Annotated in this window: 16 protein-coding genes; 11 read left to right on the top strand and 5 right to left on the bottom strand. The window is 39.0% G+C overall.

The window, feature by feature from the left end; genetic code table 11:
• Positions 1-234 precede the first annotated feature (234 nt).
• Positions 235-1,728, bottom strand: coding sequence for a guanosine-5'-triphosphate,3'-diphosphate diphosphatase (gppA, locus tag I6F45_RS20390; RefSeq protein ID WP_007580584.1), 1,494 nt, complete (start codon positions 1,726-1,728; stop codon positions 235-237).
• 43 nt (positions 1,729-1,771) lie between these two features.
• On the bottom strand, positions 1,772-3,049 hold the full coding sequence (gene rhlB, locus I6F45_RS20385; RefSeq protein ID WP_165741477.1) for an ATP-dependent RNA helicase RhlB: 1,278 nt from the start codon (positions 3,047-3,049) through the stop codon (positions 1,772-1,774).
• A gap of 91 nt (positions 3,050-3,140) precedes the next feature.
• On the opposite strand from rhlB, the gene trxA reads away from it, so the two are divergent.
• The gene (trxA, locus tag I6F45_RS20380; RefSeq protein ID WP_002960942.1) at positions 3,141-3,467 is read left to right on the top strand and encodes a thioredoxin TrxA; all 327 of its coding nucleotides are present in this window, start codon (positions 3,141-3,143) and stop codon (positions 3,465-3,467) included.
• A 185-nt stretch (positions 3,468-3,652) separates the two neighbouring features.
• On the top strand, positions 3,653-4,912 hold the full coding sequence (gene rho / locus I6F45_RS20375) for a transcription termination factor Rho (RefSeq protein ID WP_166419578.1): 1,260 nt from the start codon (positions 3,653-3,655) through the stop codon (positions 4,910-4,912).
• A gap of 63 nt (positions 4,913-4,975) precedes the next feature.
• Here rho and I6F45_RS20370 read toward each other — a convergent pair whose 3' ends face one another.
• Positions 4,976-7,795, bottom strand: coding sequence for an ATP-binding protein (locus I6F45_RS20370; protein ID WP_007580583.1), 2,820 nt, complete (start codon positions 7,793-7,795; stop codon positions 4,976-4,978).
• A 76-nt stretch (positions 7,796-7,871) separates the two neighbouring features.
• Here I6F45_RS20370 and I6F45_RS20365 point away from each other — a divergent pair, with 76 nt between their 5' ends.
• The gene (locus I6F45_RS20365; RefSeq protein ID WP_121954361.1) at positions 7,872-8,444 is read left to right on the top strand and encodes a DNA-J related domain-containing protein; all 573 of its coding nucleotides are present in this window, start codon (positions 7,872-7,874) and stop codon (positions 8,442-8,444) included.
• Positions 8,445-8,466: 22 nt separating this feature from the next.
• Here the strand turns inward: I6F45_RS20365 and dbpA are convergent, their stop codons facing one another.
• Positions 8,467-9,855, bottom strand: a complete 1,389-nt coding sequence (dbpA, locus tag I6F45_RS20360) for an ATP-dependent RNA helicase DbpA (RefSeq protein ID WP_007580581.1) — start codon at positions 9,853-9,855, stop codon at positions 8,467-8,469.
• A gap of 191 nt (positions 9,856-10,046) precedes the next feature.
• Here dbpA and I6F45_RS20355 point away from each other — a divergent pair, with 191 nt between their 5' ends.
• The 3 genes from I6F45_RS20355 (at position 10,047) to I6F45_RS20345 (ending at position 14,734) form a co-directional block, all read left to right on the top strand.
• Entirely contained in the window at positions 10,047-12,125 is a 2,079-nt protein-coding gene (locus I6F45_RS20355) for a TonB-dependent siderophore receptor (protein ID WP_197119570.1), read from the top strand.
• A gap of 180 nt (positions 12,126-12,305) precedes the next feature.
• Positions 12,306-13,706 (top strand): M20/M25/M40 family metallo-hydrolase, encoded by a 1,401-nt coding sequence (locus tag I6F45_RS20350; protein ID WP_165739343.1) that lies wholly within the window; start codon positions 12,306-12,308, stop codon positions 13,704-13,706.
• 86 nt (positions 13,707-13,792) lie between these two features.
• On the top strand, positions 13,793-14,734 hold the full coding sequence (locus I6F45_RS20345) for a tetratricopeptide repeat protein (protein WP_024589662.1): 942 nt from the start codon (positions 13,793-13,795) through the stop codon (positions 14,732-14,734).
• Positions 14,735-14,778: 44 nt separating this feature from the next.
• Here I6F45_RS20345 and I6F45_RS20340 read toward each other — a convergent pair whose 3' ends face one another.
• The gene (locus I6F45_RS20340) at positions 14,779-15,684 is read right to left on the bottom strand and encodes a DUF808 domain-containing protein (RefSeq protein WP_165729320.1); all 906 of its coding nucleotides are present in this window, start codon (positions 15,682-15,684) and stop codon (positions 14,779-14,781) included.
• A gap of 145 nt (positions 15,685-15,829) precedes the next feature.
• On the opposite strand from I6F45_RS20340, the gene I6F45_RS20335 reads away from it, so the two are divergent.
• From I6F45_RS20335 to I6F45_RS20315, 5 genes are all read left to right on the top strand, one after another.
• Positions 15,830-16,111 carry an MliC family protein gene (locus tag I6F45_RS20335; RefSeq protein ID WP_165729321.1) on the top strand — a complete coding sequence of 94 codons (282 nt, stop codon included), beginning with the start codon at positions 15,830-15,832 and terminating at the stop codon, positions 16,109-16,111.
• A gap of 66 nt (positions 16,112-16,177) precedes the next feature.
• Positions 16,178-18,208, top strand: a complete 2,031-nt coding sequence (locus I6F45_RS20330; RefSeq protein ID WP_197119569.1) for a methyl-accepting chemotaxis protein — start codon at positions 16,178-16,180, stop codon at positions 18,206-18,208.
• A gap of 71 nt (positions 18,209-18,279) precedes the next feature.
• Positions 18,280-19,746: a 4-hydroxy-3-polyprenylbenzoate decarboxylase gene (gene ubiD, locus I6F45_RS20325; protein ID WP_024589659.1), complete on the top strand. Its 1,467-nt coding sequence runs from the start codon at positions 18,280-18,282 to the stop codon at positions 19,744-19,746.
• A gap of 109 nt (positions 19,747-19,855) precedes the next feature.
• Positions 19,856-20,569 carry an NAD(P)H-flavin reductase gene (gene fre, locus I6F45_RS20320; protein WP_024589658.1) on the top strand — a complete coding sequence of 238 codons (714 nt, stop codon included), beginning with the start codon at positions 19,856-19,858 and terminating at the stop codon, positions 20,567-20,569.
• A 168-nt stretch (positions 20,570-20,737) separates the two neighbouring features.
• Positions 20,738-21,148 carry a CBS domain-containing protein gene (locus I6F45_RS20315; RefSeq protein ID WP_007580571.1) on the top strand — a complete coding sequence of 137 codons (411 nt, stop codon included), beginning with the start codon at positions 20,738-20,740 and terminating at the stop codon, positions 21,146-21,148.
• Positions 21,149-21,298 lie beyond the last annotated feature (150 nt).

Genomic DNA, 21,298 nt, shown 5'->3' with positions numbered 1-21,298 from the left:
TTAGTTTTAAACTTTCTTTTGGAAGATTTAAAACCGAAGTTTTATTTAACTCTCTGAGTTGTTCCTGCCTCGCTATGCGTTGGCGTTTCCCGTCTCAGTGGGGTCGCATTATAGGGAGATCCGAAAACAGATCAACCTTTTTTTGAAGAAAACTTGAAATAATGTGCTGTTCGCACATATTTGCATCGAAATGGTTACTTTAAACACTAAAAAGGCCCTGATGGGCCTTTTTAATTAGTTTACTATGAGCTTCCACCCAAGTTTACCTTGCTGTTTAGACTCTTGTTGTAGCTCGCTGGCCATTAATGGATGATCTTTTAACCAGTTACTTTCAAACTTAAGGTCTAACACTTCATTTTTAGCAGTTAACTCAAACATAGGCAGTACATCATCTTGTCTGCGCATTGATAAGATGACTGCTATCCGTAGTAATCTCACTATATATTGCGCCAATAGACTATTTACGCCGAGTGAATTAAAACAGCCTTTTGGAAAATCAGAACGATGCGCATCTGCTACCGCTACTATTAATTTATGCTCTGACTGTGAAAAACCAGGCATATCGGTATTTTCCAAAATATAAGCGGTGTGTTTATGGTACTGCTTATATTCTATTAGTAATCCAATCTCATGAAGCTGCGCTACCGCTTTTAATAGTGGTAACCCATTTAAACGTTCAATTGGCCAATCTTTATCAATACTTACCGCTAACTGCATAGCTAAGCTTGAAACCCGACACGCTTGTTTTTGATCAACGTGATAACGACTCATAAACCCATCAACTGTGCGTTTACGAATGTCGTTATTATGAAACTCCGGAACCATGCTATATAAAACGCCTTCACGCAGTGCTCCACCCGCCAATCCCATTTTTTCTATTTCAAGAGATTCAAATAGTGCGATTAAGATTGCGAGCCCTGATACAAATACCAGTCGACGGTCTTCACTTAATCCAGGAAGGTCTAGCGCTGCAATAGTGCTAAATGCAATTGCTTGCTCTTTTATAGTGTTGAGCTTTTCAAGCGTAAGTAAATCGTCAAGATTTTGAGCGACCATAATTTCTTGAATTGCTTGCACTGTGCCAGAAGCACCAGATGCAATTTGCCATCCCGCTGTTTTATATTCTGGAGAAATTTCATCAATGACTGTACGAGCTGCTTTTATGGCTGCGTTAAAGTTACTCTTACTTAATTGGCAGTCTTTGAAATAGCGTTCAAGATAGGTAACACACCCCATATTGAGGCTTTTGTAATGTAAGGCATCAAATGCTTTACCAATTACAACTTCGGTACTTGCACCACCAATGTCAATAACAAGCTGTTTGCCAGTACAAGATGAAGTATGAGCAACACCTTTATAAATTGTACGCGCTTCTAATTCTCCGCTAATAACATTAATGTTATGGCCAAGAATCTTTTCTGCATGATTTTTGAATACTTCGGCGTTAGTTGCTAACCGTAAGGTGGCTGTTGCTACTATGGTGATGTTTTTATCTGGGATATCTTGTAGACGCTCAGCAAAAAGGGCAAGGCATTCCCAGCCTCGCTGCATTGCTTCAGTGCTCAATACGTTATCTTTATCAAGCCCTGCGGCTAATCGGACTTTGCGTTTAACACGTCCAATTGTTTGTAGACCGCCAGCAATTGATTTGGCTATAAGCATATGAAAGCTATTTGAGCCCAAATCAATAACTGCGTACACATTTTTTTGCGGTTTAAGTTGCCCCACCGTTCAAAAACCTCTAGTTACTACTACTTATACAAACGGTCGTTTACGACCGTCCTTTTTGGTAACTATTATTTGGGCGACGTCCGCTGTTATTACTACGGTTACGTGGACCTGTTGAATAGTTGCGCTTTCTTTGAATGATAGGCTGAGTTAAATCATCTAGCAATGCTGTTTTATCATAATGTGATAAAGGAATGCTGTGCTCTATATATTCTTCAATTTCATGCAGGTTATATGCATATTGCTCACATGCAAAACTAATTGCGTGGCCTGATGCACCAGCGCGGCCAGTACGACCAATACGGTGAACATAATCTTCACAATCGTCAGGTAAATCAAAGTTAAATACATGACTTACTTCTGGAATATGAAGACCACGCGCTGCAACATCAGTCGCAACTAAAAAGTCTAAGTCGCCTTTGCTAAACTGCGCTAATATAGTTTGGCGTTTTTTCTGGTTAACATCACCAGTAAGCATACCTACACGATGACCGTCTGACTTAAGCCAAGCATATACTGTTTCACAACTGTGCTTGGTATTTGCAAACACGATTGCTTTCTCTGGCCATTCTTCTTCAATTAAGCTTAACAACAGCTTAATTTTATCTTCTTGCGAAGGATGAAATAGCTCTTCTTGAATACGTTTACCCGTTTTAACGTCAGGTTCAATTTGAACATGTTCTGGGTTTGTCATGTGCTCAAAAGCTAATTCTTGTACGCGATACGACAATGTGGCAGAAAATAATAAGTTTAAACGCTTTGATGTATCTGGCATACGATCGAACATATAGCGAATATCTTTGATAAAACCTAAATCGAACATACGATCAGCTTCGTCAAGCACGACTACCTCAATTTCATTAAGGGTGTAACAGCCTTGCTTATACAGATCAATTAGACGACCTGTAGTACCAATTAAAATATCAACGCCTTTTTCTAGTTGTGCACGTTGTTTTTCGTAATCTTCGCCACCATATACTAAACCTAAGTTAAGATTACAGTGCGGCGCTAAAATTTTAGCATCTTTGTGTATCTGAATCGCAAGCTCCCGAGTAGGGGCCATGATCAGGGCTCTTGGATGTTTACTAGGTGCTTTGCTAGATTGTAATAACCGATGGCACGTGGCAGTTAAAAACGCCAACGTTTTGCCTGTACCTGTTTGAGCTTGGCCCGCGATATCGCGTCCATCACAAATAAAAGGTAGGCATTTTGCTTGAATAGGTGTGCAATATTCAAACCCATTCTCGGTTAAACCGGCAACCACTTCCGGTGCGATAGCAAAGTCTGAAAACTTTTTATCGGTTAAATGTGTCTTAGTCATAGCGTTTAAGCATAACGTTTAAACTTGCAATAAGAAACAAGAGTGTTTAAATACGCACTAAATATTTCGCCTAACTAAATCGGAGAGCGCAATGAGCGAGAAAATAATCCAAATTACTGACGATAGCTTTGAAGCTGACGTATTACAATCTGACAAACCAGTACTAGTAGATTTCTGGGCTGAATGGTGTGGACCTTGTAAAATGATCGCCCCTATTCTTCACGAAGTTGCTGATGAATACGACAGCCGTGTGACTGTTGCTAAATTAAACATTGACCAAAATGCTGGCACACCGCCAAAATTTGGTATTCGTGGTATCCCTACTTTACTTCTTTTTAAAGATGGTCAAGTAGCTGCAACGAAAGTAGGTGCTCTTTCAAAAACTCAACTTATTGAGTTTTTAGAAAACAACATCTAACTGTAAGCTAGAACAATAAAAAGGGCTTTTTGCCCTTTTTTAAATTTATTTTGTATAAAGACTGGACGCTTTGCCAGTGAACTGCTAGTTTATAAAGCCAACTAATCCTTAGTTATATTCAACAAACCTCACTCAACGATCAAAGCGATTTTGAGTATGACAACTGTAATAAAGAACCCACCAATATGCATTTACGCGAATTAAAAGACAAGTCCATTAAAGAGCTTGTAGACTTAGCTGAGTCCATGGGGCTCGAAAACGTAGCCCGCTTAAGAAAGCAAGATATCATTTTTGCCATTCTTAAATCCCATGCCAAAGGCGGAGAGAATATCTTCGGCGGCGGTGTATTAGAGATTTTACAAGATGGTTTCGGCTTCTTAAGATCATCAGAAGCCTCTTACTTAGCTGGCCCAGATGACATTTATGTTTCACCTAGCCAAATTCGCCGTTTCAGCATGCGTACTGGCGATTCAATTTCAGGTCTTATTCGTCCACCTAAAGACGGTGAACGTTACTTTGCTTTACTTAAAGTAAATGAAGTTAACTTTGATAAACCTGAAAACTCTCGAACTAAAATTCTTTTTGAAAACCTTACTCCATTACATGCAAACGAACGTTTTCGCATGGAACGTGGTAACGGCAGTAAAGAAGATATTACAGCCCGTGTACTTGATTTAGCATCTCCTATTGGCCGCGGCCAACGTGGTTTGTTAGTAGCTCCGCCAAAAGCGGGTAAAACAATGCTACTTCAAAATATTGCGCAATCAATTACGCATAACCATCCAGATGCAACATTAATGGTATTACTGATTGATGAGCGTCCGGAAGAAGTAACAGAGATGCAGCGCCTAGTTAAAGGTGAGGTTATTGCATCAACGTTCGATGAACCAGCTTCTCGCCACGTACAAGTTGCCGAAATGGTTATCGAAAAAGCAAAACGCCTAGTTGAACATAAAAAAGATGTTGTTATCTTATTGGATTCAATCACTCGTTTAGCACGTGCTTATAACACCGTTATTCCTTCATCAGGTAAAGTACTTACTGGTGGTGTTGACGCTAACGCATTACATAAACCTAAGCGCTTCTTTGGTGCTGCACGTAACGTTGAGGAAGGTGGTAGCTTAACAATCATAGCTACAGCTCTTATCGATACTGGCTCTAAAATGGATGAAGTTATCTACGAAGAGTTTAAAGGTACTGGTAACATGGAACTTCACCTTAACCGTAAAATTGCGGAAAGACGTGTATTCCCAGCTATCGACTTTAACCGCTCAGGTACTCGTCGTGAAGAATTACTAACAAAACCAGATGAACTTCAAAAGCTTTGGATTTTACGTAAAATTGTTCATGACATGTCAGAAATTGATGCAATGGAATTCTTAATCGATAAACTATCGATGAGCAAAACCAATGATGAATTTTTTGATTCGATGAGACGCCAATAAAAGCGTTTTAATTGAATAAAAAAGCGCCTTAGGCGCTTTTTTTGTGTCTGGATTAAATACAGTTTAACTTTCATTATACTTTTTAAGTACACCCTGCAGCGTATCAACGAGCGCTTTAAAATCATTTGCACTGCTTTTTTGGCTTCTGCGTAGAAGTGCTCTGTCTAAATTTTTAGCCGATTGCGCAATTTCATCCAAACCAAACATTTGTGCAGCCCCTAAAATGCGATGGCTATCTTTTTGTAGCGCATCTAAATCTTCGCTTATAAAATGCTGCGTAATCGTTTCACTCTCCAAAGCAAAGCTCTGCTTGAAACTAATCACAAGATCGCTCATATCAACTTCATTTTGCTTTGTAATTGGCTGATCTTCTGCATTATGTAGGTGACTAGAAAGCGCTTTATAAAATGACTCTTTGTCTATCGGTTTACCTAAGTAACCAGTAAACCCTAACTCTAAATAACCATCCACTTCATGACTCATAGCATTTGCTGTTAAAGCAAAAATAGGTCGCTCAAAACCACATTGTTTTAATAGCTGAAAAGCAGAACGCCCATCCATCACTGGCATTTGAATATCGAGCAATACCAAATCTGGATATTCTTTTAAGCACTGCTCTACCGCTTGCTCACCATTTTCAACAGCAATAACCTCGAGTCCCATTGAGCGTAAATAACGACTTATTAACCTACGATTATCAGGATGATCCTCCGCAAGTACAACACGCCCTGCTAATTGCTTATTTGCCTTAGGAGCACTTTGAGTTTCAATCATGCTTTGAGATTTATTTACTTCTGCGCACGGTAAAAAGAACGAAAACTGACTGCCCTTTTTGTATTCGCTTTGTACGCTGATATAACCACCCATCATCGCAGCTAATTGTTGCGATAAGCTAAGGCCTAACCCTGTACCACCAAAGCGACGGCTAATGCTGTTATCAGCTTGGCTAAAGCATTCAAAAATAAGCTTTAACTGTTTAGAGCTCATACCAATACCGGTATCTTTTACAATAATAACTAGTCCTTGCTCACTCTTATTTAATGCAATAATGATCTGCCCTGAATGAGTAAACTTAATAGCATTTGCACATAAGTTTATAAGAATCTGCTTTACGCGTATTAAATCCAGCTTAGTGTAAAACTCATTACCCACTTGATTGTCTAAAATAAGATGTAGATTTTTTGCTTTTGCTTGGGTGATAAACATTGCGTGCACATCATTTACGAGCTCTACAATATCAAAGCACGAAATATTTAACTCTAATCTATTGGCTTCAATTTTACTTAAATCGAGTACATCATTTATTAAGCTTTTTAAATGGTCACTGTGACGCTGAATTACTCTTAATTCATCTTTAAGTGACTCAGGCTCATATAATTCATTAATTAAAGCATCTGTTTGCCCTAAAATAGCCGTTAGTGGAGTGCGAATTTCGTGACTAATATTAGCCAAAAACTGGCTTTTAACATCGTTGGCTTCTCTCAGCTCTTGTGCAATTGCCTGCAATTCTGCAGTACGTTGCGTAACTTGTTCTGTTAACTGCTGCTTAGCGCGTTTTTCTGCACCACGGCGATAAAGCGCAATACCAGTTACGACAACTAAAAGTAATAGTAAAAAAGAGAATAAAGTAAGCTGAGAACGCTGCGACATTTTTAGCTCTTGCACACGGCGATCTTGTTTAAGTTTTTCTATCTCTTGGTTTAATTGCGTTGCTTTAAATTGATGCTGAAGTACCGCTAGTGCATTTATAATTGCCGTACTTCTGAGCTTTCGCAACTCACTAATATATTTTTGTTGCAAAGCCATTGCGCTTGAATAATCGCCTTTACTGGCTTCAAGAAGTGCTTTGGCCCCCAAGCTCTCTCTAATTATTCGCTCACTACCATATTCATGAGCAAGTAAAATTGCTCTATCTAAATTTATTTGCGCCTCTTCTAAGTTGCCCTTAACAAACTGAATTTTAGCCAGCGCATGTAGCGCATTAAGCTCTAAATTATGGTTATCTATTTTAAGGGCGTAGTACTCACCTAATTTAGCTTGCTCGTACGCTTCATCCACTTTTTTTAATACTAAATTAGTATTTGCTAGGTTTGTATATTGTGTAGATAACTTATTGTAATCATTAGCTGAAATATAATAGCGTAGCGCTAGCTGGTAATAATGCAGTGCTAAGTCAAATTGATTACTCTCCATATGGGCAACACCCATATTGTTATATACCTGCGCAATACCGCTTTTATCATCTAATCGTTGATAAACCTTAAGTACATCTTGATAAAGACCAAACGCACTATCGTAGCGTGATAAGCGTATATAAACGCCTGCTATATTAAGTAGTATATCGGTTTTATCTTGCTCGCTGCCGTACGCCTCGTAGATAGCTTTTGCTTTTAAATAAAACTCTAGGGTATCGCCTAGCTTATTCATATTAAAATAGGCCAAACCAATATTATTTAATAAGTTTGCCTGCTCTAGTAATTGCTTATTCTTTTCTGCTAATGCTAGGGTACGGGTATATTCAATAATCGCTTTTTGAAATAAGCCTTGATAAAAAAGTACAACACCTTGCATTTTTATTGCACGAAAGTGCTCATCAGGGAAGAAAGTATCCGAAGTATGTTGTTCAAGTAATTTAAAGTAATGTAATGAGTCTTTAAAATTATCAACCGATAACGCAGTATTACCCAATGCCGAATAAACAGCGACACGCTCTTTTTTGGAGGCATTTTTATTAGCAAGTAGCATGTTTGCTAATTGTAATTTAGGCTCCCACTGCACTTCGTTTTTGAATTGCTCAAATAACGAATCATTATTTTGGGCATAGCTAGGAGCTATTAGTACACAGCATATAGTAAATAAGAGGCATTTTAACTTGCCCAGCATAATTTTAATCCTTCAAACCGTTACTTATATCAGTGTAATCTTTATTGAAGATACACCAACTACTAGGACCTAAACAATGCTTAACCCACTGATTGATGAGATTTTTGAGCTAATACTAACAAAGCAGGTTTGGCAAGTTCATACTTTAGCAGCAGAACTGACAAACCGCAGCGCTATGACCACTCTCGATAAAAGTCCTGAACGTGATTTATTTAAACGTAACTTTTTAATTATGAATGCACTGTACCAACTGCAGGCACAATTACGCCCTCAGAGTTTACTCATTTCAGCTCTGCATATCGAGCTTTTAGAAAAAGGAGATAATAGTTTAGTAACAACAAGCGAAAATTTGCGAGATTATTATTTAGATTGGCATAATTACGATACCAGTGAAGAGCAGATTGATGAGCTTTTAAATAGCTTTTGGCGTCAGTTTAAAACGATATCACCACAACAGACTTTAAATGAAAATGAATTTAAAGCATTGGCTTTAGAATGGAAGTTACCTGAAAATTTCACTCTTAAAAATGTTCAAAAGCGCTGGAGACAACTTGCATTACAAGTGCACCCAGATAAACCAAATGGCTGTGAAGTTGAGTTTAAAAAAATACAAACACAATACGAGCAGCTAAAGGTAGCTGCTCGTTAATCTATTAATTTAGAAGTTTAAATTAACGAGTAAGGCGACGTGCGCGTATTTTACGCCCTTTAATATTGCCTTCGGTTAATTTACGAAGCGCAGGTTTTAATGAGTTACGCTCAACAGCAACAAACGCTACGTTATCAAGTACGTTAATTTTACCCACCTGACGACCTGCAACCCCATCTTTACCCGTTAAAGCACCTAAAATATCACCTGCACGTACTTTTTGTTTTTTACCTGAATCAATCATCAAAGTAACCATTTCAGGGCGGTACGGTGGCTTGTCTAATAAATTAAATGGTGGCATTTGCTCTGGAGTAATATCACGTTCGTAATGTTCGCCTATTTGAGCAATTTTAAACGCTTCTGCTTCACCGTAAATAGAACATGCAATGCCCTTTTTACCAGCGCGACCAGTACGACCAACACGATGCACATGTGTTTGCGTGTCATGTGCTAAATGGTAGTTAATCACCATATCCATGTCGTCAATATCTAAACCACGTGCAGCAACATCGGTTGCAACAAGTATTGAAGCACTTTTATTTGAAAAGTGAATTAACGTACGTTCACGATCGCGCTGTTCTAAATCACCGTGTAGCGAAACAGCACTAAAGCCTTCATCAGCTAAATCGTCACACACTTGTTGTGTTTCTACTTTAGTATTACAAAACACAACACAGCTTTGTGGTGTAAATTTAAGTAATAATAATTTTAGCGTTGGATAGCGCTGCTTATTATTATCCATTTTGTAGAAGTACTGCTTAATTGTGCTTTTGGCTTGCTCTTCTTCTACTTTAACCATTTCTGGATTTTTAAGTACACGCTTAGCAATTGCTTCAATAGCTCTTGGGAATGTTGCACTAAATAACAATGTTTGACGATTTTGTGGAATGCGCTCAATAATTGCATCAAGTGTATCTTGAAAACCCATATCAAGCATTTGATCGGCTTCATCAAGTACCAATGTTTCAACATCATCTAAACGTAAAGTACCTTTACGAATATGGTCATCAACACGCCCAGGTGTACCAACAATAATATGCGCGCCATGTTCAAGCGAGCCTATTTGTGGACCAATTGATACACCGCCACATAACGTTAATATTTTAATGTTATGGATACCGCGCGCTAATTTGCGCATTTCAACCGCAACCTGCTCAGCAAGCTCTCGGGTTGGGCATAAAACTAACGACTGAATACGAAAGCGTTTTACGTTTAATTTAGCGAGTACACCCAAGCTAAACGCAGCAGTTTTACCTGAACCGGTTTTTGCCTGAGCAATGATGTCTTTACCAGCAAGTACAGGCGGTAAACTTTGCGCTTGTACAGGTGTCATGTGGGCATAGCCAAGTGTTGATAAATTATCAACGAGTCCAGCTGGTAAAGCCAAAGATGAAAAAGCAGTTGAAGTCACAGTAAGTTCCATAGCAATAAAAATAACATGGGGGAAAGCCCCACTAAATATGTTGCTAATAATAGCAGAATTCGCAATTGGCAACCATTAACAAACACACTATAAAGCATGTTAATAAAAGATGTTGAAAATGATAGTGATTTGCATTAGGATCTCGATTGTTTTTTACATAACTGCGCTGGAAGCAATCAATGAAACTGAATTCTCTTTACATAGCACTATTAGCAAGCATTACAACAAACACATACGCAAACACTACTGACCTTGAGCGTATAGAAGTAAAAGGTAGCTACTTTAACGATTACAAAGTAGATAACGCTAATGGCGCAATGAGAACATCAGCTTCTTTACTTGAAACCGCACAATCTGTAACCGTAATAACCGACACTATTATTAGTGAGCAACTTGCCACTACCCTTGGCGAAGTACTCACAAATGACGCAAGCTTAACTGCAGGCTCACAACAACGAAATCGTGAGGTATTTAACTTACGTGGGTTTGAGCTAAGCTCATCAACAGGTTATTTACGTGATGGGCATCAGCATTGGTCGCACTACCAACAACCAATCGAAATTTTACAACAAGTTGAAGTAATTAAAGGCCCATCGAGCATTTTATATGGTCAATCAGGTCCGGGTGGCTTGGTGAACATGGTTACTAAAAAGCCTACAGCACAAACATTATTTAATGCCAGTGCCGATGTAGATCAGCATGGTTCAACTCGCTTTATGGTAGATGCTGCAGGCGCCTTGACTGAATCTGAAGATTTACGTGCTCGTGGTATTTTAGTTAAACAAGATGTTGATTACTGGCGTGAATACCAAAACGGTGAAAACCGCGAGCGTGACCGCTTTTTAGGTGCTTTAGTTGTAGATTACGATATTAGCGACAACGCATTAGTACGTGTGCATTACGACCGCACAGACGACGAAGCAGGTTTAGATACTGGCGCATGGATAGACGATAATGCCAATGTAATTGGTGATGATAAAACAATCCGTGATATGTCTTGGGCATTTACCGACATAACCGTAGAAAACCTAGGTGTAGACCTAGAAGTATTTTTAACCGATAACTGGCAAGTAAAGCTTGGCTATAACGAACAAACGTTTGAGCGCCAACGCTTTGAATCAGCACCGAATATGCCAAGTGACTTTGTTGAAGGCGATAGTTATGAATCTCGCCCTTACGACCGTTTTGATGATTGGCAATTTAAAACTGCATTTATTGATTTTATTGGTGAATTTAAAACAGGTAGCTTACAGCACCAATTTTTAATTGGCGCAAACTCGCTTGATTATTACTACGGGCAACGTCGTACCTCTGCCGACTCTTTTGATTTTTCTGCAGGACAAGCAGAACCATCTCGTCCATCAGTAAGCTATAAAACAGATGATACAGTAAGCGAAACTGAATACGACTACTACGGAATTTACGTTCAAGACTTAATTTCGTTCTCGCCTGAGTGGCAACTATCATTGGGTGGTCGTTACGACAAACAAACACGAGAAGATGCAGATAACGAATCATTTGTACCAAAAGTAGGCGTGCTTTATCACCCAAATGCTTCTGCAACTATATACGCTAGTTACTCAGAAGGTTTCGAGCCTCAAGGCAGTGAAACATTAATTGATGAAACAGATGTAAATAACGGTATGAAATTAGATGCTATTACATCTGAGCAAAGAGAAATTGGTATTAAATGGCAATTATTTGATGACCGCCTAATGCTTACCAGTGCTATTTTTGATATTAGCAAAGAAGGTACTCTTGTTAGCGAACAACTTGAAGTTCCTATTGGGTCATTCACAAGTGAAACAAACCAAGTAGGTGAACAACGCCATAAAGGTTTTGAGCTAAGCGCACAAGGTGCCGCTACTGACCGCTTATTTGTTATGGCATCAACTATGTATCTAGATGCTAACTTTGAACGCGATGAAGTATTGGAAGGTAAACGCCCTACCGATGCACCAAAATGGTCGGCATCACTTTGGACGCGTTATGAATTAAACGACGCCATTGCACTTAATGCTGGTGCTTTTTACGAAGGTGAGCGCTTTGCCGATAGCGCCAATACAATTACTAAAGATGCATATACGCGTGTTGATGTAGGTGCAACTTATAAGTTTAACTTAAGTAATACCGATATTAACTTACGCCTTAACATCGAAAACTTATTTGATAAAAGCTATTTAGGTGGTGGCGGCACAAATAATGTAACTGTTGGCGAGGGCACAAATCTTCGTTTAGCTGCGCAATTTAGCTTTTAAATAAATGCCTTAAATAACAGCTTTAAAATATAGCCCGCGTACATTTACGCGGGCTTTTTTATATCTAAATATTCACACCTAACAGCTTTAAACCTATTACAAAGCCTATTCATCTCATCTATTTTTTATCATGTTTGTTACATGCTCTAATAGCGCTAATTATTAAAAAGGCCTACCAAAATGAAAAAATTAATTACCGCACTGCTGCTTACTAGCAGTATGGCTGCAAACGCTAACAGCGCCGAATTTACCCAAAAGCAATTACAACAAGTAGACAAAGTGCGCACCTCTGCACTAAATAGTGATTTAAGTTATAAATTACTAGAGTCATTAACAACTGAAGTAGGCCCACGCCTTCCTGGTACCGAAAACGATAAAAAAGCCGTGGCATGGGCTCAAGCCAAATTTAATGAACTGGGCTTTGATAAAGTATGGTTAGAAAAAGCCACATTTCCTGAATGGCGCCGTTATAGCGAAAGCGGAAAAATACTAACACCAAGCGAGCAACCACTGCACTTAACTGCATTAGGTAACAGTATAAGCACGCCAAAAGATGGGATTACAGCGCCGGTTGTATTATTCGAAACACTTGATGAATTAAAAGCCGCACCGGCAAACAGTTTAAAAGGTAAAATTGCGTATATTAATTACCGTATGAACCGCGACATAGACGGGAATGGTTACGGACCTGCTGTAAAAGCACGCGGTACAGGCGCTATAGAAGCATCTAAAAAAGGCGCTGTTGCCTACATGATGCGCTCGGTTAGTACCGGTCATCATCGCTTTGCACACACTGGCGGTAGTTACTACAAAGAAGGTGTTACAAAAATACCTAACGTAACAATTGCTAACCCAGATGCAGATCAAATAGCACGCTTAGTTGCTTTAAATAAAGAAGTGTCGGTAAATATTAATGTGCAAACCGAAAGCCTTGGTGAAGGCACTGGTTATAACGTTATTGGCCAATTTAATGGTACCGAAAACCCTGAGCAATATGTATTAATTGGGGGGCATTTAGATTCTTGGGACTTAGGGACTGGCGCATTAGATGACGGCGCAGGCGTTGCACTAACAATGGCAGCCGCTAAACATATTAGCGATGTAAAACGCCCTAAGCGCAGTATTCGTGTGGTACTTTTTGCAGCTGAAGAGCTAGGTCTTTGGGGGGCAAAAGCTTATTTTGCAGAGCATAAAAACGAGCTAAGCAATATTGTTGCAGCCGCTGAGTCTGATTTTGGCGCCGATGTTGTATATGCTTTTGAGTCGAACGTAAGCGCAGAGTCACTTCCTGTAGTTCGCGCTATAGCAAAAGAACTTGCGCCGTTAAATATTGAGCACATTGGTAAAAACCAAGCGAATGGTGGCCCCGATCTAATTCCACTTAAAGCAGCAACGTCAGCGCCTATTTTTGAACTTGCTCAAGATGGAACAGATTACTTTGATTACCACCATACAGCTGACGATACGCTTGACAAAGTGACACCTGCTAAGCTTCGTCAAAATACCGCTGCATATGCTGTATTTGCTCTAATGGCTGCCGATGCAAAAACCACTATCAAGCCTAAAGCTCAAAATAAGTAATAACAGACATACTTACTTACAGTTTGTAGCTTTAACTAACACGCTTCTTGTTTTACCTTTAGGTAATTAAACAAGGAGCGTGCTTTATGTTACTTTTCAACACGAGTGAATCATTTCCACATTTTGCACAAATAACACGCTGCCCTCACTGCCAAAGCGACGCCTACCATTTAGTAAATAAAAGCCGCTATTTACGATTTAGCATTTTACCTATGCTTGCCTTAAAATTAAGCTATAAACGCGAGTGCTATCAATGCGGAAAAAGCGAACCTGTTAAAATACCGCAACTACCGTTAATAGAAAAACTAAGCCTACCTAAATACTTTATTGGCGTATTTTTATTGCTTTGGATTGTTTCGTTTTTTTATCAACAACACCTTGATACCGAGACTCAAAAGCAAAGCTATTTGAATACACCTAAAATATATGACACCTACTTAGTACACGCCGACAAATTTACACACGAACCCTGGACCCTAACCAATTTAAGAATTGCTCAAGTTTTAAGTTTTGATAAGCAGTTTATTACCTTTCAGATAAGCAACTACAGCTATAAACGTAATAATAGTATTACCTTGGCAATGCGTACCAGCCAACTAATTCAAGACAATTACTTCTCCACTAAAACAATCACCCTCCCTCGTGATGAAGTAAAGCGTTTGTATAAAGACGAAGCTATTTATGACGTGCTGCGACCTTATGCCAACAGCCTTTATGGCGGGTTTGTGATGTTTCCTCCCAAACCTAAGCCACTATATAAAGGTTTAAAACTCGATAAAAACAATCAACAAGGCATTATTTATTTTAAAGATAAGTTGTTTTTTGAAGCATTTAATAGCTTTAAGCTAGCTGCTGAAGCGGGTTCTCAATGGGGGCAATTAAATTTAGCGCAAATGTATCGTGATGGTCAGGGAATAGCTCAAAATTATCAACAGGCTATTTATTGGTATAAAAAGGCCATTGAGCAAAAAAATACTAAAGCACAATTTGAATTAGAATCGCTTTGTAAAATAGCTAACTGTGAATGAGTGAATTTAAATATAGCTGGCGCAACAAGTACGCCAGCTATAAACTATTTTTTAAATAACTTTGTATAACCTACATGTATAAGCACAACAACTAAGCCGGCAATAACACCTAGCAAACCATCAAACAAGAGAGGCGCTAATACTTCTCCTGTGCCGCCAGCAACAGACTGAGCATAGCTCGTTACATCCACTTGAGTATGATGCAATAACTCAACACCATGCACTAAAATCCCGCCGCCTACTAAAAACATTGCAATGGTGCCCGCAAATGCTAAAAACTGCATCAACCTAGGCGCTGCTGCGAGTAAGCCTTTACCAAGTAACTCTTTAAATTTATTAGCTGACACTTTAGATTCGTTGAGTAAATAAAGCCCGGCATCATCCAGCTTTACAATACCGGCCACTAAGCCATAAACGCCAATCGTCATTATAATTGCGATAACACAAAGCACTAAAGCTTGGTTAAGTAACGTAGCGCCTGCCACAGTGCCTAAAGTAATAACAATAATTTCGGCAGAAAGAATAAAGTCGGTTCTTATTGCCCCTTTTATTTTTTGTTTTTCATACTCTACTAAATCTAATTTTTCATCTTCATCTACCACTTCATTGTGATGAGGCAAAAACTTAGCAAATACTTTTTCAGCTCCCTCAAAACACAAAAACAAACCACCCATCATTAAAAGCGGTGTTATTAACCAAGGCAGCCATACGCTTATTAATAAAGCAGCGGGTACGAGTATCGCTTTATTTAAAAATGAGCCCTTTGCCACAGCCCAAACAACCGGTAATTCACGCTCTGCTGCAACACCTGTAACCTGCTGTGCATTGAGTGCTAAGTCATCGCCTAATACACCCGCTGTTTTTTTTGTTGCTACCTTACTCATTGTCGCAATGTCATCAAGTAAAGTGGTTATATCGTCTAATAACGTTAAAAGGTTAGTGCCTGCCATAAAGCTTCCGAGCTCAAAAAATATTGCTATAAACATAACGTAAAGCGCTACTTTCACCAACGGTTAATTTTGCTTTGTTATTCTTACATTAGATTAAAATTTTGCCCTGCGTTTTAACTTACTTTTAAAGAAGATGGGAGAAAAAATGAAAGTATATTTAGCATTAATCGCTATTTTACTAAGCTTAACCGCATGTAGTGATTTACAAACCAGTACTGCTTACCAATGCGATGATGAGAGCGTAAAACTCAATATTATTAATAATTCTGAAGCCGAAATTATCTTTAACAATAAAGTGCATGTACTTAATCACGAAAAAAGTGCATCAGGGAATAAATATATAAGTGAAGAGGTACTGTTTTGGGGTAAGGGAAATGAGGCCATGCTAATCATTGCTGGTAAAAAAAGACAGTGCATCAAGGTTTAACACAAAACCAACCAATAAATTACAGTAATGCTACAATAATTAAAGACCCATTATTGTGATGAAGTTATGCGTTCAATTGCGATCAAACATAAAATAATTTTAGCTTTTACAGCCATTGGTTTATTGGTGCTAACAAGTAGTGTGTTTTTTTATTGGTCATTAAACAAAATTAGCGTTAACAATACCCGAACCGAAAAATTAGCAGTTCCGGTACAACAGTTCAGTAAAGATTTAAGGCTATCATTACTGTCTATTACTAAATTTAACGCCTTAGCTTACAGCCAAGCAAACCTTGATTTACTTCAACAAAATAAAAAACAGGCGCAAGCTGAGCAACAACAATTTAGCGATATGCTCAATTCGTTAAGCACTCAACTAAATCAACAAATAACAATGCAAAATTTACTCACCAGTACCAACGCAGGCTTCGAGCAACTGACTAAAGTAAGTGTCGCAATGTTTAGTGCTAAAGAGAGTAAGTTTGTAGCGCAAAATTCCACCATAGAATTATCAGCAACGTTTAACGAGCAACTTTACAATTTAAGTTCTAACTTACTTGATATAGAACTTTTAGAAGTGCCTGCAAAACAGCAGGCGCTACTTAATGCGATGTTTGGAACAGCGACCCGTATAGATGATTTATTGTTTAACTTAAGCAATAATATAAAAAGCATTACTCAAACTACAAGTATCAATGATTTAAATAGCCATCAGCAAGATACCCTATTTCTACTAGATAACATCCAACCTAATTTCACCTATTTAGAGCAACAAGCGCTACCCTTTAATAATGCGTTTAATGCTAAAAATTTAACGGCTAAATTTAATCAATTAAGAGAGTTACTTAACAACGATACAGGAATTTATGCCCAACAAAATAAAGTACTCAAAAGTACTATTGCTGCGGCTCAAAATTTTGAACACTTTCAACAGCAATTTATAACAACAGAAGGTCAGCTTATTGAACTTAATAAATTGGCTGATGAGCGCTTTAATGCCTTACAAACTAATGCAAAGGCCGCCATAAATACTGGGATTAGTTCTGTAGTAATTATTACGCTTGTTTTAATTATATTGATTATCGCTATCTCTATTTTTACAACTCGCGCAATGCTAAAACCGCTTAAAAAAGTAAACCGCGATTTAGCCCGAATCGCCTCAGGTGATTTATCAAAGCGAAGCCATCCGCGCAGTAAAGATGAATTTGGTACTTTGCTAAATAACATAAATAAACTCAGTGAAGACCTTACCCAGTTAATTGGCGCAATTAGTAGCGACGCCCATGAACTAGACCGCAGCGCTATTAAAACCAGTGAAAAAGGTCAGCAAATGACGGTTGTTGCACAACAGCAGTTGGAGCGAAGCGCACAGGCAACATCGCTTGCACAAAATATGCTAACTAACTCACAAGCGGTTTATGAACAAGCAGATAAAACATCAAGTGAAATAACCAATGCATCGCAATTTGCCAATGACGTAAACAAGATTGCTAATACAAATAGTCTAAGTATAGAAACTTTATTACAGCGCCTTGATAAAGCAGTAGGCAGCACTGAGGAACTAGCCCAACACACTCAGCTTATTGAAGCCATTGTTGAAACAATTAGCAGCATTGCCGAGCAGACCAACTTATTGGCACTCAATGCTGCAATTGAAGCAGCGCGAGCGGGTGAAAACGGACGCGGGTTTGCTGTAGTTGCTGATGAGGTTCGATCATTAGCTGCACGTACACAGACCTCGACTAGCGAAATAAACACCATGATCCAAACATTGCAACAGCACACTCAAACAACTCAAGAACACATTACCGATGGCCAACACCAAGCCAAGCAATGTGTTAAAAACAGCACTGAACTAAATAAAGCCGTAGAGCGTATTAAAAGCACATTGTTGTCTGTTAATCAGATGAGTGAGCAGATTGCTCATGCATCACATGAGCAATTGACTAACAGTAACGACATTCAACAAATAATGGCCAAGGTGACAGAGCAAGCAACCTTGAATGCCAAAAACGCGACAACCCTAGCAAGCGAAAGTGAAGACGTAAATCAACTTGCACACTCCTTAACAAGTGCCGTAGAGCGCTTTAAGTTTTAAGTGCAAGTAATGACTTGGCTTGCATGAAATGGGTATAATACTTCAACTCTTTTGCTTAATAGCGGCCCACAATGAAATATAAAGATCTACGTGATTTTATCGATTTGCTTGAAAAAAAAGGCGAACTTAAACGTATCACCCAAGAAATCGACCCGTATCTTGAAATGACCGAAATATCTGATCGCACATTGCGTGCAAAAGGCCCTGCGTTATTATTCGAAAATCCAAAAGGCTACGATATGCCGGTGCTTACCAACCTATTTGGTACACCAAAACGCGTAGCAATGGGCATGGGCCAAACAGATGTTAGCGAGCTTCGCGAAGTGGGTAAGCTACTCGCTTTTTTAAAAGAACCTGATCCACCAAAGGGTATTAAAGAAGCTCTAGGTGCTATACCTATTTTTAAGCAAGTGCTTAATATGCCTGCAAAAGAAGTTAAAAAAGCGCCTTGCCAACAAGTAGTTTTAGAAGGTGATGATGTAGACTTAACTAAATTACCTATTCAACATTGTTGGCCAGGTGATGCAGCGCCATTAATTACTTGGGGCCTTACAGTTACTAAAGGGCCTTATAAAAAGCGCCAAAATTTAGGCATTTATCGCCAGCAATTATTAGGTAAAAATAAAATAATTATGCGTTGGTTGTCGCATCGTGGTGGCGCGCTTGATTTTCAAGAATGGTGTAAAGAAAACCCAGGACAGCCTTACCCTGTCTCGGTAGCACTAGGTGCCGATCCAGCTACTATATTAGGTGCAGTAACGCCTGTACCCGACACATTAAGCGAATATGCATTTGCTGGTTTATTACGTGGTAGCAGAACCGAAGTTGTAAAATCTATTTCCAATGACTTGCAAGTCCCTGCCAGTGCAGAAATAGTACTTGAAGGTTACATTATGCCAGGTGAAATCGCACCTGAAGGCCCTTATGGCGATCATACTGGTTACTATAATGAAGTAGATGACTTTCCAGTTATGACGGTCACTCACTTAACGCATCGTAAAGATCCTATTTATCACAGCACATTTACTGGCCGACCGCCTGATGAGCCTGCGATTTTAGGTGTAGCACTTAATGAAGTGTTTGTGCCGATATTACAAAAGCAGTTTCCTGAAATCGTCGACTTTTATCTGCCGCCTGAAGGGTGCTCGTACCGTATGGCGATTGTAACAATGAAAAAACAATATCCTGGCCATGCCAAGCGCGTGATGATGGGGGTTTGGTCGTTCTTACGTCAGTTTATGTATACCAAGTTTGTAATTGTGTGCGATGACGATATTAATGCCCGTGATTGGGAAGATGTTATTTGGGCTATAACAACCCGAATGGATCCTGCTCGCGATACAACATTAATAGAAAACACACCTATTGATTATCTCGATTTTGCATCGCCAGTCTCTGGCCTGGGTTCAAAAATGGGAATGGATGCCACCAATAAATGGCCTGGCGAAACCACCCGCGAATGGGGCGAGCCTATTGTTATGGATAAAGACACCAAAGACCGCGTAGATGATATTTGGGAAAGCCTTAATATCCTTTAAGTGTTTATATGTAAGTACATAACAGGCTATAAAATAACCCTGCAGATATGCTAGAATCGAGTCATTCGATTGCGTATCTGCTGTTTAAAGCGCTGCTAAAAGGTAAAAAATGCAAACATTAAAAGCTGAAGTTGTAGCTATCAGCCCACTTACAGAATTTGTTCACAAAGTAATTTTAAAGCCACAACAACCTGTGACCTTTGAAGCTGGCCAATACATGCAACTCGTATTGGGCGAAAAAGACAAACGTGCTTTTTCTATAGCTAGTCGCCCTTCACAGTGCGATGCAATAGAACTGCATATTGGCGCGTCAGGTGCCGATTCGTATGCAATGCAATCGCTGGAACATTTACGAAACGCGCATACCACTGGGCAGTTAGTAGACATTGAAGCTGGCTTGGGTATTTCACAGTTGCGCCTGCAATGTGAGCGCCCTATTATTTTACTTGCCGGTGGCACTGGTTTTTCATACGCAAAATCAATGGCTGATCACTTAGCTGAAATTAAGTGCGACCGTCCTGTATTATTTTACTGGGGTGTAAAAGAAGAGTCAGCTTTATACGCACATACAGAAATGCAAACATGGGCCGATAGCCACAAAAACTTTGAGTTTATCCCTGTGGTAGAAAATCCATCTGCTAATTGGCAAGGTCACACTGGCTATGTACATAAAGCGGTAATGCAAGATATTGTATCACTTGAACCATACGATATTTATATGGCCGGTCGTTTTGACATGATAGGTATTGTCCGTGATGACTTTATTACTCATGGTGCAATTCGTGAAAACATGTACGCAGATGCATTCGCATTTATCAAATAATTGAAATTAACTTTCAGTTATGAATAAAGGCACCTAATCGGTGCTTTTATTTTATATAACAACAAATACTTAATAGTTAAAACCTATCAATCTCATCAACATAAACAATTTCCTAAATCCCTATCTATAAACCATACTTTGTATAGAACATCAGCGGGAGAGACCCAAATGCTAAATACAAAAGTAAAAGATTTTATGCAACGCAAGTTGCCAAATATCACACCAGATACAGAAATGACAACAGCCATAGCAGAACTACAAAAATTTAAACTACTTGGCGCACCAGTATTTGATAAAGATAAATGCCTAGTCGGATTTATATCTGAGCAAGAACTATTAAAACCACTTACGCAAAGCAGTTATTTTTGTGATGGGATGGTTAAAGTATCGCAACTTATGCAAACAAAGGTAGTGACAGTTAGCGGCGATACCAATATTATTGAGCTTGCAGAGCAAATGCAGCCCGGTAAACCAAAAAACTACCCTGTTGTAGAGGGTGTTAAAGTAATCGGCATGATCAGCCGAGCAGATGTACTTAAAGCACTTTACGATAATTACATGAGCTGCCAAACACACTAAATTGCAGATAACAAAATGCCGCTTATAAAGCTAACACCGATCAGTTAAGGTATTTTTGATCGGTTGACCGATCTTTTGGTTGCTTCACAATACCCTTATCATCTTTTGATTATGAGGGTATTTTTATGCTTAGTCATTGGTTACTTGATA

The sequence above is a fragment of the Pseudoalteromonas sp. SWYJZ19 genome, from assembly GCF_015864375.1.
Taxonomy (GTDB): domain Bacteria; phylum Pseudomonadota; class Gammaproteobacteria; order Enterobacterales; family Alteromonadaceae; genus Pseudoalteromonas; species Pseudoalteromonas arctica.
Note: the sequence above shows the minus strand (reverse complement) of the source record. Positions and strands in the feature narration are given on the sequence as shown.